This is a genomic window from Streptacidiphilus anmyonensis (assembly GCF_000787855.1).
Taxonomy (GTDB): Bacteria; Actinomycetota; Actinomycetes; order Streptomycetales; family Streptomycetaceae; genus Streptacidiphilus; species Streptacidiphilus anmyonensis.
Genome location: NZ_BBPQ01000028.1, coordinates 1 through 13423, shown reverse-complemented (window position 1 = coordinate 13423; position 13423 = coordinate 1). Strand labels below are relative to the sequence as shown.

The 13423-nt window shown below is 74.0% G+C and carries 13 protein-coding genes, 1 tRNA gene and 1 riboswitch; of the genes, 8 read left to right on the top strand and 6 right to left on the bottom strand.

Features of this window, described 5'->3' with window-relative positions:
• Positions 1-156 precede the first annotated feature (156 nt).
• From TR50_RS22975 to TR50_RS42855, 5 genes are all read left to right on the top strand, one after another.
• A complete protein-coding gene (locus tag TR50_RS22975; protein WP_042424941.1) occupies positions 157-1176 on the top strand; it encodes an ATP-binding cassette domain-containing protein in 1020 nt (339 codons plus the stop codon).
• On the top strand, positions 1173-2018 hold the full coding sequence (locus TR50_RS22970; RefSeq protein ID WP_042424939.1) for an ABC transporter permease: 846 nt from the start codon (positions 1173-1175) through the stop codon (positions 2016-2018). Before TR50_RS22975 ends, TR50_RS22970 begins: the two co-directional genes overlap by 4 nt.
• 20 nt (positions 2019-2038) lie before the next feature.
• Positions 2039-2278: a hypothetical protein gene (locus tag TR50_RS22965; protein ID WP_042424936.1), complete on the top strand. Its 240-nt coding sequence runs from the start codon at positions 2039-2041 to the stop codon at positions 2276-2278.
• Positions 2279-2410: 132 nt separating this feature from the next.
• Positions 2411-3202, top strand: a complete 792-nt coding sequence (locus tag TR50_RS22960) for a carbonic anhydrase (protein ID WP_042424933.1) — start codon at positions 2411-2413, stop codon at positions 3200-3202.
• A 115-nt stretch (positions 3203-3317) separates the two neighbouring features.
• Positions 3318-4496 carry a hypothetical protein gene (locus tag TR50_RS42855; protein WP_152648577.1) on the top strand — a complete coding sequence of 393 codons (1179 nt, stop codon included), beginning with the start codon at positions 3318-3320 and terminating at the stop codon, positions 4494-4496.
• Between the two features lie 130 nt (positions 4497-4626).
• Here the strand turns inward: TR50_RS42855 and TR50_RS22950 are convergent, their stop codons facing one another.
• From TR50_RS22950 to TR50_RS22930, 5 genes are all read right to left on the bottom strand, one after another.
• Positions 4627-6156, bottom strand: a complete 1530-nt coding sequence (locus TR50_RS22950) for an FAD-dependent monooxygenase (protein WP_042424931.1) — start codon at positions 6154-6156, stop codon at positions 4627-4629.
• 116 nt (positions 6157-6272) lie between these two features.
• Positions 6273-7310: a zinc-binding alcohol dehydrogenase family protein gene (locus TR50_RS22945; RefSeq protein ID WP_084700797.1), complete on the bottom strand. Its 1038-nt coding sequence runs from the start codon at positions 7308-7310 to the stop codon at positions 6273-6275.
• Positions 7311-7332: 22 nt separating this feature from the next.
• Entirely contained in the window at positions 7333-8133 is an 801-nt protein-coding gene (locus TR50_RS22940) for a glycine betaine ABC transporter substrate-binding protein (protein WP_236654547.1), read from the bottom strand.
• 41 nt (positions 8134-8174) lie between these two features.
• Positions 8175-9152, bottom strand: a complete 978-nt coding sequence (locus TR50_RS22935) for an alpha/beta hydrolase (RefSeq protein WP_042424925.1) — start codon at positions 9150-9152, stop codon at positions 8175-8177.
• A 14-nt stretch (positions 9153-9166) separates the two neighbouring features.
• Positions 9167-9466: a YciI family protein gene (locus TR50_RS22930; protein WP_042424922.1), complete on the bottom strand. Its 300-nt coding sequence runs from the start codon at positions 9464-9466 to the stop codon at positions 9167-9169.
• 134 nt (positions 9467-9600) lie between these two features.
• On the opposite strand from TR50_RS22930, the gene TR50_RS22925 reads away from it, so the two are divergent.
• Complete coding sequence (locus TR50_RS22925; protein ID WP_042424917.1) at positions 9601-10530, top strand: LysR family transcriptional regulator; 930 nt, start codon at positions 9601-9603, stop codon at positions 10528-10530.
• Here TR50_RS22925 and TR50_RS22920 read toward each other — a convergent pair.
• On the bottom strand, positions 10505-11218 hold the full coding sequence (locus TR50_RS22920) for an IclR family transcriptional regulator (RefSeq protein ID WP_042424914.1): 714 nt from the start codon (positions 11216-11218) through the stop codon (positions 10505-10507). The genes TR50_RS22925 and TR50_RS22920 overlap by 26 nt on opposite strands.
• A 204-nt stretch (positions 11219-11422) precedes the next feature.
• Positions 11423-11563: riboswitch (SAM riboswitch) on the bottom strand.
• Positions 11564-11780: 217 nt separating this feature from the next.
• On the opposite strand from TR50_RS22920, the gene TR50_RS22915 reads away from it, so the two are divergent.
• Both TR50_RS22915 and TR50_RS22910 read left to right on the top strand, forming a co-directional pair.
• Positions 11781-11854 (top strand) — tRNA-Met (locus TR50_RS22915).
• A 73-nt stretch (positions 11855-11927) separates the two neighbouring features.
• On the top strand, positions 11928-13423 hold a 1496-nt coding region (locus TR50_RS22910), incomplete at its 3' end, for a DEAD/DEAH box helicase (RefSeq protein WP_236654546.1).

Genomic DNA, 13423 nt, shown 5'->3' with positions numbered 1-13423 from the left:
GTGCGCGGCCGGGACGCCGCCCGGCCCCGCGACACACTCCCGTCCGGCGAACGTCAGCCGGACAGGCGCGGCGGTCAGCGGCCCGTCTCAGGGGCCTGTCAGCGGGCGCGGGGCCGTGTCAGCGCCGTGTCAGCGGGACCTGGAACCGTCACCGGCATGACGCGAAACGACAAGAACCCCGAATCCGGCCGCCGGGTGGCCGTGTCCGTGCGGGGGCTGGTCAAGCACTTCGGCGAGACCAAGGCACTCGACGGCGTGGACCTGGACGTGCACGAGGGCACCGTCCTCGGTGTCCTCGGCCCCAACGGCGCCGGCAAGACCACCCTCGTCCGCTGCCTGTCCACCCTGATCACCCCGGACGCCGGCCAGGCCGTCGTCGCCGGGTACGACGTGGTGCGGCAGCCCCGGCAGCTGCGCCGGGTCATCGGCCTGACCGGCCAGTACGCCTCGGTCGACGAGAAGCTCTCCGGCCGGGAGAACCTGTACCTGATCGGCCGGCTGCTGGACCTGTCCCGCAAGGAGGCCCGGTCCCGCGCGGACGCGCTGCTGGAGCGGTTCTCGCTCACCGACGCCGCGACCCGTCCGGCCCGTACCTACTCCGGCGGCATGCGCCGCCGCCTGGACCTCGCGGCGTCGATGATCGGCCGCCCGCACGTGCTGTACCTGGACGAGCCCACCACCGGCCTCGACCCCCGCACCCGGAACGAGGTGTGGGCCGAGGTCACCAGCATGGTCCGCGACGGCGTGACGGTGCTGCTCACCACCCAGTACATGGAGGAGGCCGAGCAGCTCGCCTCCGAACTGACCGTCATCGACCGCGGCAGGGTCATCGCCAGCGGCGGCATCGACGATCTCAAGGCGAAGGTCGGCGGCCGCACCCTGCGGGTCCGCCCGGCCGATCCGCTGGAGCTGCACGCGCTGGCGCGGGCCCTGGACGACCGGCGTCCGACCGGCGCCGCCGCCACCGTCCACACCGAGTCCGGCGAGGTCCTGGTGCCGATCGTCAGCGACGACCAGCTGACGGCGGTCGTCGGCGCGGTGACGGCCCACGGCGTCACGATCGGCTCGATCTCGGTCGAGCTGCCCAGCCTGGACGAAGTGTTCCTCTCGCTCACCGGCCAGAGGACGTCCGCCCCGCAGCAGGTCACGCCCGAGCTCGAGGAGGTCGCCGTATGAGCGCCGCCACCCTTTCCCCCGCGACCCCCGCAGCCCCCACCATCACCATCGAGGCCGACCCGAAGATCAGCCTGCGCGGCCATCTCCGCCACACCGGCGCGCTGATCCGCCGCAACCTGCTGTGGATCAAGCAGGACCCCGAGTCGATGATGGACGCGGTCCTGATGCCGGTCATCTTCACGCTGCTCTTCGTCTACGTCTTCGGCGGCTCGATCGGCCAGTCGCTCGGCGGCGGTCAGGCCGCCTACGTCCAGTACGTGATCCCGGGCATGGTCGCGATGATGAGCATGAACATCGCCCAGGGCGTCGGCACCGGCTTCAACGAGGACTTCAACAAGGGCATCATGGACCGCTTCCGGTCCCTGCCCATCGGACGGGGGTCCGTGCTGCTCGCGAAGATCTCGGTCGAGCTGTTGCGTCTCGTCGTGGCCGTGACGATCCAGATGATCGTCGCCCTTCTCGTCGGCTACCACATCAACGGCCACTGGGCCGGCCTGCTGGCCTCCATCGGCCTGACCGCGTTGTTCGGCTCCGCCATCATGTGGATCTTCCTGGTCCTCGGTGTGACCATGAAGAACGCGCAGTCCGTCCAGGCCATGGGCTTCCTGGTGATGATGCCGCTCCAGTTCGGCTCGTCGATCTTCGCGCCGACCGGCTCGATGCCGGGCTGGCTGCAGAGCTTCACCGCGTACAACCCGATGTCCGCCCTGGCGGACGCCTCCCGCGGCCTGATGACCGGCGGCCCGATCGCCCACGGCCTGACGGTCACCCTCGCCTGGACCGCCGGCCTGACGCTGGTCATGGCGCCGATCGCGATCCGCAAGTTCACCCGCAAGGCCTGAGGCGCCCGAAGACGTCCTTCATGGACAGCACGAGCAGGACCGCCGCGCCCCCGTTCGCCGCCCCCGACGCGTGGGCGGTGTGGCGGGGCGTCGCGCATCCCTGCCGCGATCGCGCCGACGTGTTGCCGCTGTTGTCGCTGTTGTCGCTGCGCGCACGCGACGACGGCGGCACCCCCTCGGGTCTCCAGGAGCACCGCGAGGGGTCGGAATCCCGTTACGTCCCCCTCGCCGAGCACCGCGTCGACCTTCTCGCGGACTGACGCCGGCCGGGACACTCGCCTGCGTCCGGGTGAAATCACCCCCGGAGCAGCGGCCATGACCGGGCGTCACCGGGGCGGGCGCGCATACTCGGACCGCGTGTGCGACGTCGATCCGCCGAAGGAGCCGCCGAGATGTCCGAGCCCGTCGAACCGTCCCCGAGCAGCGGGGCTTCCCGGACCCGTCGGAGCGTCCTGGTCGCCGGCGCGGCAGGGCTCGCGGCAGCCCCGCTGTGGGCGGCGACCCCCGCGGCCCCGGCCCTCGGCGCCTACGCGGCGGACCGCGACGGCGGGAGCGGCGGGAGCGGCGAGCGCAGCGGCGACGCGGCCGACGGCGTCCCGTTGACCCCGGACCGGGTCCTGCGCATCCTCGAGGACGGCAACCGTCGCTGGGTCGCCGGACGGCTGCGGCACCCCCACCAGACCGTCGCGCGCCGCGAGCAGGTCGCGGGCGCCCAGCACCCGCTGGCGACGGTGTTCTCGTGCATCGACTCGCGCGTCCCTCCGGAGATCGTGTTCGACCGGGGCGTCGGCGACCTGTTCGTGGTGCGCACCGCCGCGCAGACCAACGACGGCCTGGTCCAGGGCGCGGTGGAGTACGGCGTGGAGGAGTCGCTGACGCCGCTGCTGGTCGTGATGGGCCACCAGCGCTGCGGCGCGGTCTCCTTCGCGGTGGAGACGCTGAACGCCGGGCGGGACGCCCCCGCCCACCTCCAGGACGTCCTGGACGCGCTGCGCCCGGCCTACGAGGCCGCCAAGGGCCTGCCCGGAGACCAGGTCGACAACACCGTCCGGGCCCAGATCCGGCTGACCGTACGCCAGTTGGAGCACGACGCACTACTCGAACCCTACGAGCGCACCGGCCGCGCCCGCGTCGTGGGCGCCTACTACTCGCTGGACACCGGAGTCGTCGACTTCTGTGTCTGAAAAGGGAGTTGGCAAACGCACCCTCACTGGTGACCCGAACGGAGCTGCTGTACAAGTGAAGGCCGGATGAGCCGGGTCGCATGGGGATGACCCGGCTCGGATTCAGGGGGGCACCATGGGAACCATTCGCTTACGTGCGTGCGTGCTGACCGTCTCGGGGCTGCTCGCCCTCGGCGCGGGTCCGGCGTACGGGGCCGCGGCCCCGGCCAGGGCGGCGGCCCCGCAGTACACCGTGCACGATCTCGGCACCCTGGGGGGCACCAGCAGCACGGCGACCGCCATCGACGGCCACACCGTCGTCGGAAGCTCGCTGATCAGCGGCGACTCGGCCGAGCACGCCTTCGCGTACGACCTGCGCACCCGCACCATGACCGACCTCGGCACGCTGGACGGCTCCAGCGAGGCGACCGGCGTCGCGGGCGACTACGTCGTCGGCACCTCGGACCTCGGCGGCGGCGGACCGACCCACGGCTTCGCCTACGACCTGCGCACCCGCACGCTGGTCGACATCGGCACGCTCGGCGGCAGCACCACCACCGTCACCGGCCTCAGCGGCCGCATCGCGGTGGGGACGTCGTCGCTGCCGGGCGACCAGGTGTCCCACGCCTTCGCCTACGACCTGCGGACCGGGACCATGACCGACCTCGGCAGCCTGGCCGGTCCCTCGGGCGCGAGCTCGGCGACGGCCGTCAGCGGGGCGACCGTCGTGGGCGACTCCGCGCTGCCGGACGCGTCCGGCACGCACGGATTCGCGTACAACCTGCGCACCCGCAGCATGACCGACCTCGGCACCCTGGGCGGAAGCTCCAGCACGGCCAACGACGTCAGCGGCTCCGTCGTGGTCGGCCAGTCCCGGACGGCGGCCAACGCCGTCAGCGGATACGCCTACGACCTGCGGACCGGCGCCCGGACCGACCTGGGCTGGCACCTGCGGACCGCGGAGCTGGTCAGCGGGGGGACCGCCGTCGGCGGAGACGGCATGCTCTCCACCACCTTCGACCTCGCCACGCAGGCGACCACCATGGTCGGCTCGGGGAGCGGGGTCACCCAGGTCGACCAGATCTCCGGGAACCTCATGGTCGGGGACGACTTCGCCCCCAACTCCCTCGCCTTCGTCGCCCGGGTCGACAACGGCGCCTTCACCTACCTGGCCGCGCTCGGCGGAGTCAACTCCTCGGCGGCCCAGGTAGGCGGCGACGGCGTCGTCGCGGGGAGCGCGGCGACCGCGCCGACGAGCGCGGGCAGCGCCAACGGCCCCTTCCACGCCGCCGTCTGGGTGCCGCGGGCGGGCTGACCCGCAGCCGGGCGGGTGTCGGGGCCGGGACGTTCGCGTCCCGGCCCCGAGGGCCCGTCCTCCCACCGCCGCCGGGCCCGGCCCGCCGGCACGGATGTGAAACGGCCCCGGCTCGCGGCGGGTGGCGCCGCTAGCGCGCCGGGGTCGTCAACTCCCAGTAGGCCCTGACCGGTCGGTCGTCCTCGCCCTCGGCAAGCGCGCCGACGTAGCCGTCCGGGCGGACCAGGACGCGGCCGCGGGACAGGCCGAGCCGGGCCGCCGCGCGGCCGTCGGGGTCCGCGACCACGGCGTCGAAGCCGTCGACCGGAGCGCCGGTGTCGGCCAGCAGGACCTGGCGGACGCCGGGGAGCTCCGCGACCGCCGGAAGGGCGCCGAGGGTCACCAGCACGTGGCCCGTCTCCGCGGAGAGCACGCTGCGCAGCTCCGTGCCCGGCACGTCGGGCAGGTGGTCCCCGCCGCGGACCTTCGGGCGCACCGCCGACCCCACGACCGCCGGGCTGTCGTGGTAGGCCACCGTCGTCTCCTCGGTCTCCTCAGCGAGGGCGTGACGGGTCGGGCCGAGACCGGTGGCCGTGTGCAGCAGGGCGTTGCGCAGGTGCTGGGCCACCGGGTTCGCCAGCGTGCTCAGGTGGGTGAGCCGGGTGCTGAACTCGATGACCCGCGCCGCGACCGGGTGGCGTTCGGCGTGGTAGCTGTCCAGCAGCGTCTCGGAGGCCGTCCCCCGGTAGCCGGCGGCGAGCTTCCAGCCGAGGTTGAAGGCGTCCTGGAGCCCGGTGTTCATGCCCTGGCCGCCGGCCGGGCTGTGGATGTGCGCCGCGTCGCCGGCCAGGAACACCCGCCCGAACCGGTACTGCGGCACCTGGGCGTGGCGGATCTCGAAGCAGGTCAGCCACAGCGAGTCGTGGATCCTGATGCGTCCGGCGGCCCGTTCGTCGGTGATCCGCTGAAGCCACTCCTGGCTGGCCTCGTCCGTGGACGCGGTGGGGATCTGGGCGATCAGCCGCATCCGGTCGCCCTTCATCGGAAAGACCATCAGCGGGCCGTCGTGCGCGGAGAAGAAGGTGTACATCGAGCGCGGATCGAAGTCGTGCTCGGCGTGCACGTCGCCCATCAGGAAGCGCTCGCCGTGGAACGAGCCCTCCAGCGCGGTGCCGACCTGCCGCCGCACCGCGCTGTGCGCGCCGTCCGCGCCGACCAGCCAGGACGCGGCGACGGTCTCCTCACGGCCGTCGGAGGCGCGCAGGGTCGCGCGCACCCCGTCGGCGTCCTGCTCCAGGCCGACCAGCGAGACGCCCCGCTCCACCTCGACCCCGTGCTTGGCCAGGTTCCCGGCCAGGATGCGCTCGGTCTCGGTCTGCGCCGTCAGGACCGAGTAGGGGTGGGGGCTGTCGACGATGTCGAGCTCGACGCGGGCGAGGGTACGTCCCGACGCGTGCATCTCGACGCCGGTGGCCTTGATGCCGGACGCGACGATGTCGTCGAGCACGCCGACCCGTTCGAGCATCTCCAGGCTGCGGGCGTGCACGACGATCGCGCGCGACTCGGTGGTGGGCGCGGCGAGCGCGTCGACGACGCGGACCGGGACGTCCCGGCGGGCGAGCTCGCCGGCCACCGCGAGACCGACGGGACCTGCGCCCACGACCAGAACTGGCTCACTCATGCTGCGGTTTCCCCTGACTGGGGCAGCGGGGACGCTGCCGGTGGGCTCCGAAGCTAGCGGGAACCGCACCCGGCTGTCACACGCCCCGCGACGGCCCACCGGCCGGGCCCGCCCGCTCAGAAGCCGGTCAGCGTCAGCTTGCCGACGGCCGTGCCGGCCTCCATGATCCGGTGCGCCTCCCGCAGGTTCGCGGCGTTGACGGGGCCCAGGTCGCTGGTGGCGGTGCTGGCGAGCACGCCCGCGTCGACCAGCCGGGCGACCTCGGTGAGGATGCGGTGCTGCGTCACCTGGTCGGGCGTGCGGAACATCGAGCGGGTGAACATGAACTCCCAGTGGAAGGAGATGCTCTTCGCCTTCAGCAGCCCGATGTCGAGGCTGTCGAAGTCGTCGACGGCCACGATCCCGCCGAAGGGCTTGAGAGTCTCCGCGTAGGCCGCGAGGTTGCGGTCCGTACCGGCCGTGCCGAAGACGTGGTCCACCCCGCCGGGGGCCGCCTCGGCCAACTGCTCGACCAGCGGGCGCCGGTGGTCGACGACGTGGTGCGCTCCCATCCGGCGCGCGAACTCCGCCGTCTCGGGGCGGGAGGCGGTCCCGACCACGGTCAGGCCGGTCAGCGCCCGCGCCAGTTGCGTCACCATCGAGCCGACCCCGCCCGCGGCGGCGGTCACCAGCAGCGTCCCGTCCTGTTCCAGGCCGCCGGCGCGCAGCCCGAGGCGTTCGAAGAGGCCCTCCCAAGCGGTGAGGGAGGTCAACGGCAGCGCCGCGGCCTCGGTGTGCGAGAGGGTCGTCGGCTTGCGGCCCACCAGCCGCTCGTCCACCGCGTGGTAGCGGGCGTCGACGCCGGGCCGGTCGAGCGCGCCGGCGTAGTAGACCTGGTCGCCGACCTCGAAGAGCTCGACGTCCGCGCCGACCCCGACCACGGTGCCCGACGCGTCCCACCCCAGCACCCTCGGCTCGCCGCCGGGGTCGGCGTTCTGCCGGACCTTGTAGTCCACGGGGTTGACGGCGACGGCCTCCACCTGGACCAGCAGGTCGCGCGGACCGGGCCGGGGCACCGGCAGTTCGAGGTCCAGCAGGCTGTCGGGGTGGTCGACGGGCAGGCTGGTGCGGTAGGCCACCGCGGGCATCGTGGCCGGGTGCGGACGGTCACTCATGGCTGGTTCTCCTTCGTTCCGTTCATACGAGCAGGTCGGGGTGGGCCGCGAGGTAGCGGTCGGCGGCGTCGAGCGGTGTCAGGCCGTCGGCGTTGATCCAGGTGTCGAGCTCCTCGATCGCCTCGTTGCCCAGGCGCAGGCCGTCGAGGCGGGCGAGGGCCGCGGGGCGGATGCGCGGCAGCGCCGCGCGGTGCACCACCGGGCTCGCCGCGTCGACCGCGCCGAGCAGGCCCTTGGGCTCGGCCAGCGGACGCAGGCCGTGCAGGCGGTTGAGATACTGCGGCCGCCAGAGCGGGACGACGAACCACTCCCGCTCGGCGATCCCCCGTTCGACGCGGGCCGTGAAGGACGCCTCGGTGCCGGGGGTGAAGGTGTACCCGAGGCGATCCAGGCCGTACGCCCCGATCATCCGGGCGGAGAACCGGCTGATGCCCGCCCCGGGGTTGATGCCGTCGATGGCGCGGGTCATCCGCGCGGCCACCTCGGGGCGGGCGAGATCGGCCACCTCGCCGACCTCCCCGGCGGGCACGTAGGGCGGCACCGCCCAGACGCAGTAAGGGTGGTAGTGCGCGCCGAGCACCAGCGCGCGCTCGCGGTAGGCGGACAGGTAGACGTCGTGGCTGGCGGGCAGCCAGGCGGAGACCAGGACGTCGACCCGGGCCTCCGCCTGGAGCCGGAACAACTGCTCGTGCGGCGCCTCGATGCCGGCGGTGCGGTGGCCGTGGGCCTCCAGGACCCGTCGGGTGAGGGCCGCGGCGGCGCGGTGGAAGGACAGGGCGATGTTGCCCACGGTGAGGGCGGCGCCGAGTGCGGACGTGGTCACAGGGGGCTCCGGGGACGGGACCGTCATCAGGACGGGAACAGTCACGGGGACGGGGACGGGTGGAGGGCGTCGCGCAGGGTGGCGACGATCTGCGCGGTGGCCGCGCGCGCGGCCGGGGTGTCCCGCAACGCGTCGAGCACGACGAAGGCGTGGACCGTGCCCAGGTAGCGCGTCGCGGTGACGGGCACTCCGGCGGCGCGCAGCCGCGCGGCGTACGCCTCGGCCTCGTCGCGCACCACGTCGGCCTCGGCGGTGACGACCAGCGCGGGGGGCAGACCGGCCAGCAGACCAGGGTCGGCGTGCAGCGGGGCGGCGGTCGGCTCGGTCCGGCGTGCCGGGTCGGGCACGTACTGCTGCCACAGCCTGCGCAGGTAGTCGGCGCTCTGGACATAGCCGCGCGCGAAGCGGCGGAACGAGGGCGTGTCGCACTCCGCCGCCAGCGGCGGGTACAGCAGCACCTGCTGGACGAAGGAGAACGCGTCGTCCTGCCGCGCGAGCAGGGTCAGCGCGGCGGCCAGGTTCCCGCCCGCGCTGTCGCCGACCACGGCCATCCGACTCGCGTCCAGCCCCCGCGCACGGCCGTGCCGGGCCACCCAGCGGGCCGCGGCGCGTGCCTGCCGGAGCGCGACGGGATAGGGCGCCTCAGGGGCCAGGTCGTAGTCGACGAAGACCACGGCGGCAGCCGCCCCGGCCGCGAGCTCGCGCAGCAGCCGGTCGTGGGTGGAGGGGCTGCCCGCGATCCAGCCGCCGCCGTGCAGGTAGAGGATCACCGGCAGCACCTCGGCCTCGGCGGCGAAGGCCGGTCGCAGCAGCCGTAGCCGGACCTGGTCGGCCGGTCCCGGCCCACGCACCGTCAAGTCGGTGACGCGGGCGTCCCGTCCGGCCGTGCGCCCGGACTGGGCCCGCTCCAGGCGGGCGCGGATCTCGGCCACGGGCAGCCCGCACGGGTCCGGCCCGGAGGCGGCCTGCTCCGCCAGCGCCCATGCGGCCGGATCGAGCACCGGCGGCTCGTCGGACATCGCTGCCGTCCGGGTCAGCTGGCGGGCAGCTGGAGCGGGACCAGCGGCATGATCTGCTCGGTCTCCACCAGGCCGGCGGCGACGGCCGGCAGCGTCGCGAAGATGTCGCGGGCGGCCTCGACCGTCCCGGCGGAGACGATCAGCGCCGCGCCGACGACGTCGGTGCGGTGGTAGCCGTGCACGATCACGCCCTGGTCGACGAGCTCCTTGGCCCGGGCGAGCTCGGCGTCGATGACCGAGGCGAAGTCCTGCTCGGTGGCGTGGGCGGACGCCTTGAAGGTCGCGAGAACGCAGACGACGGGCTGGTCGGACATGGTGGTGCTCCTCTTGGGTCGGACGGGTCACGTCGGTGGGACGAGGTCGGGTGCGGACCGACGGATCCCATCCTGCGGAGCACCCGAGCCATGCGTCCAAGGAAAGATTTCTCTCGAACCCATAAGCTGAGCACATGACGACCCTGCGGCAGCTCGAATACCTCGTCACCATCGTCGACGAGGGCTCCTTCACCCGCGCCGCGGAACGCCTCCACGTCACCCAGCCAGGCCTCTCGCACCAGTTCCAGGCCCTGGAGCGCGAGGTGGGCGCCCCGCTGCTGGAGCGCCTGCCCCGCGCCGTGCGGCTCACCCCGGCCGGCCGGGCGATGCTCCCCCACGCCCGCGCCGCCCTCGCCGACGCCGAACGCGCCGCCACGGCGGCCCGCCGCGCCGCCGGGATCGCCACCGGCGAACTCCACCTCGCCACCCTCTACTCGCTCAGCGTCGGAGTCCTGCCGGCCGCCCTCGGCGCCTGGCGGGATCGCTACCCCGGGGTCCGCGTCCGCCTCTTCGAGCACCGCCACACCGACGACCTGATCGCGGCCATGGCCGCGGGCCAGGCCGACATCGCCGTCGGCCCGCCCCCGGCGGACTGGGAGGGCCCCGTGCGCCACGTCGGCACCGAGGAGTTCCTGGTGGTCACCCGCGCCGGCGACCCGGTGGCCGCCCTCGACCACGCGCCGCGCGTCCGGCTGGCCGACCTCGCGGAGCGCGAGTGGGTGCACTTCACCCCGGACAGCGGGCTCGCCGAACTCCTCGAGCACGCCTGCGCCGCGGCCGGCTTCCACCCGCGCGTCGCCGTCCGCACCGAGCAGGCTCCCTCCGCCGCCAACTACGCGGCCGCCGGCCTCGGCCCCACCCTGGTCCCGGCCAACACCGTCCCACCCCACTTCGCCGGCACGGTGCTGCGCCCCGACCCGCCGGTCCAGCGCCCGCTCACCGCGTACACCAGGACCAACCCCGACCCCGTCGCCGCCGCGTTCGTCGACGTGCTCGCCGAGCACGCCCCACTGATGCCGCGTCACATCCGCAAGCGGCTCAGGGACGGCGCAGGGCCTCGGTGAGGCGGGCGCCGGCCTCCACGACGGCCTGCGAGACGTGCGCGCCCGGGTGGCGGCTGAGGCGTTCGACCGGTCCGGAGACGGACACCGCGGCAACGACCCGGCCGGACGGCCCGCGCACCGGCGCGGAGACGGACGCGACCTCGGGCTCGCGCTCGCCGACGGACTGCGCCCAGCCGCGGCGGCGCACACCGCTGAGGGCGGTCGCGGTGAAGCGGGCGCCCCGCAGGCCGAGGTGGAGGCGCTCCGGCTCCTCCCAGGCCAGCAGGATCTGCGCGGCCGAGCCGGCCTTCATGGGAAGCGTGACACCGACGGGAACCGTGTCGCGCAGGCCGGAGAGCCGCTCGACGGCGGCGACGCAGATGCGGTCCTCCCCCTGCCGGCGGTAGATCTGGGCGCTCTCGCCGGTGGCGTCGCGCAGCCGGGTCAGCACCGGGCCCGCCGCGACCAGCAGGCGGTCCTCGCCGACCGCCGCCGAGAGCTCGCCGAGCCGGGGGCCGAGAACGAACCGGCCCTCCATGTCCCTGGCGACCAGCCGGTGGCGCTCCAGCGCGACGGCCAGCCGGTGGGCGGTGGGCCGCGCCAGCCCGGTGGCGGCGACCAGCCCGGCCAGCGAGGCGGGCCCGGCCTCCAGGGCGCCGAGGATCGCGGTGGCCTTGTCGAGCACGCCTACGCCGCTCGTCTTCTCCATGAGTGGGTACTCCAGTCTCACCACCCCGCGAGCCGCCGTCGGGCCGCGCTCACGGGGGCTCCGCTCCGACCAGGAGCGGTGGCGTGTTCAGCGGGAAAGGGCCGGAAGAGTCGGCCGACTGCCTGCGCCGGACACGAGACGGGTACGCGGAAGGGCCGGGACGGGAAGCGCCCGGTCGAAGGACAGCACTGAGAGCACCGTGTCTCCTCATCTTTCCCGCGCCACGTTGGCGACAGGCCGGAGTTGGCACTGATCCCGCTCGCTGCGGCGTGCGTCGCACGCCGACTCGACCGGGGAGTTGCCGGGGCTTCGTAGGGCCGGTCCCTCCACCCCTCTGGATGATTCGCGAGGAACCCTACAAGACCCCCCGCTGCCGCGCCTGCCCGGGGCGTCCTTTGACGAGCCGTCACGGGCCGGGGCGGGCGCAGCCGTGCCGACGACGGCGGCGGGAACAGGACGAGAACAGGCGGGGAACAGCACCACGGACACCGGCAAGGGTGAGTGCCGTCACGTCCCACCGCCCCGCCGACCGGGTCGGACTCTGTTACGGTTGAGCCAACGACGCGGGGTGGAGCAGCTCGGTAGCTCGCTGGGCTCATAACCCAGAGGTCGCAGGTTCAAATCCTGTCCCCGCTACTTCGACTCTGTGGGCCCGGCCGCTCGGCCGGGCCCACAGGGCTTTTTCGTGGCTTCTTGTGGAAGGTCTGCCGTGAACCACCGCACCAACCGGTCTGACGATCAGCGTCCGGCGACCCGTTTCGGCCGGCCGCTCTCCCCGGAGGAGCGCGCCGGGAAGAAGCGCGGCGGCGGCCGGCAGGCGACCCCGGACGGCGGCCAGCGTCGCGGCGGCCAGTCCTACGGCGCGCCGAAGCGTCGCCCCGTGAAGCGGGTGGTGGCCGCACAGGGTGATTTCGAGGTGGCCGCGCCGCAGACCCCGGGGCTCCCGGCAGCCGCGTCCTTCGCCGAGATGGACCTGCCGCGCGCGCTCCAGTCGACGCTCGTGCGCGAGGGCGTCACCGAGCCGTTCCCGATCCAGGCCGCGACGCTGCCCAACGCGCTCGCCGGGCGCGACGTCCTCGGCCGCGGCCGGACCGGCTCCGGCAAGACCCTCGCGTTCGGCCTGGCGCTGCTGGCCCGCACGGCGGGCCGTCGCGCGGAGAGCAAGGCGCCGCTGGCCCTGGTCCTGGTGCCGACCCGTGAGCTGGCCCAGCAGGTCGCCACCGCGCTCACCCCTTACGCGACCGCCGTGAACCTGCGGCTCGCCACCGTCGTCGGCGGCCTGTCGATCGGTCGCCAGGCGGCCGAGATGAAGCGCGGCGTCGAGGTGCTCATCGCCACTCCCGGCCGCCTGCGGGATCTGCTGGACCGCGGCGACGTCCGTCTCGACCGGGTCGCGATCACGGTGCTGGACGAAGCCGACCAGATGGCCGACATGGGCTTCCTGCCGCAGGTCACAGCCCTGCTGGAGCAGGTCCGCCCGGACGGGCAGCGGCTGCTGTTCTCCGCCACGCTCGACCAGAACGTGGACCGGCTGGTCCGCCGGTTCCTGAACGACCCGGTCACCCACTCCGTCGACCCGAGCGCCGGCGCCGTCACCAGCATGGAGCACCACGTGCTCTACGTGAACGACGAGCACAAGCGCGACGTGACGCTGGAGATCGCGGCCCGCGAGGGCCGCGTGATCATGTTCGTGGACACCAAGCGCGCGACCGACAAGCTGGCCAAGGACCTGCTCGCCAACGGGGTGCGCGCCGCGGCCCTGCACGGCGGCAAGTCGCAGCCGCAGCGCAACCGGGTCCTGGACCAGTTCAAGAAGGGCGAGGTCAGCGCGCTGATCGCGACGAACGTCGCGGCCCGCGGCATCCACGTCGACGACCTCGACCTGGTCGTCAACGTCGACCCGCCGACCGACCCCAAGGACTACCTCCACCGCGGCGGCCGCACGGCCCGCGCGGGCGCGTCGGGCACCGTGGTCACCCTGGTCCTGTCCCACCAGCGCCGCGAGATGTCGCAGCTGCTCAGGGACGCCGGCGTCCGGCCGAACGACGACCGGGTCCGGCCCGGCGACCCGGAGCTCGTCCGGATCACCGGCGCACGCCGTCCCTCGGGCGTCCCGGTCACCATCCCGACGCCCGTCCCGGCCGGGGGCGCCGCTCCGGCCGCGTCCCGCACCGCGGCCCCTCGGCGGGCGCCGCGGTCGCGGCC

Bases quoted from the DNA above. Each gene is read 5' to 3' on its own strand.
- TR50_RS22970 (WP_042424939.1), top strand. From the start codon at position 1,173: ATGAGCGCCGCCACCCTTTCCCCCGCGACCCCCGCAGCCCCCACCATC.
- TR50_RS42855 (WP_152648577.1), top strand. From the start codon at position 3,318: ATGGGAACCATTCGCTTACGTGCGTGCGTGCTGACCGTCTCGGGGCTG.
- TR50_RS22960 (WP_042424933.1), top strand. From the start codon at position 2,411: ATGTCCGAGCCCGTCGAACCGTCCCCGAGCAGCGGGGCTTCCCGGACC.
- TR50_RS22945 (WP_084700797.1), bottom strand. From the start codon at position 7,310: ATGAGTGACCGTCCGCACCCGGCCACGATGCCCGCGGTGGCCTACCGC.
- TR50_RS22935 (WP_042424925.1), bottom strand. From the start codon at position 9,152: ATGTCCGACGAGCCGCCGGTGCTCGATCCGGCCGCATGGGCGCTGGCG.
- TR50_RS22950 (WP_042424931.1), bottom strand. From the start codon at position 6,156: ATGAGTGAGCCAGTTCTGGTCGTGGGCGCAGGTCCCGTCGGTCTCGCG.
- TR50_RS22925 (WP_042424917.1), top strand. From the start codon at position 9,601: ATGACGACCCTGCGGCAGCTCGAATACCTCGTCACCATCGTCGACGAG.
- TR50_RS22920 (WP_042424914.1), bottom strand. From the start codon at position 11,218: ATGGAGAAGACGAGCGGCGTAGGCGTGCTCGACAAGGCCACCGCGATC.
- TR50_RS22930 (WP_042424922.1), bottom strand. From the start codon at position 9,466: ATGTCCGACCAGCCCGTCGTCTGCGTTCTCGCGACCTTCAAGGCGTCC.
- TR50_RS22965 (WP_042424936.1), top strand. From the start codon at position 2,039: ATGGACAGCACGAGCAGGACCGCCGCGCCCCCGTTCGCCGCCCCCGAC.
- TR50_RS22975 (WP_042424941.1), top strand. From the start codon at position 157: ATGACGCGAAACGACAAGAACCCCGAATCCGGCCGCCGGGTGGCCGTG.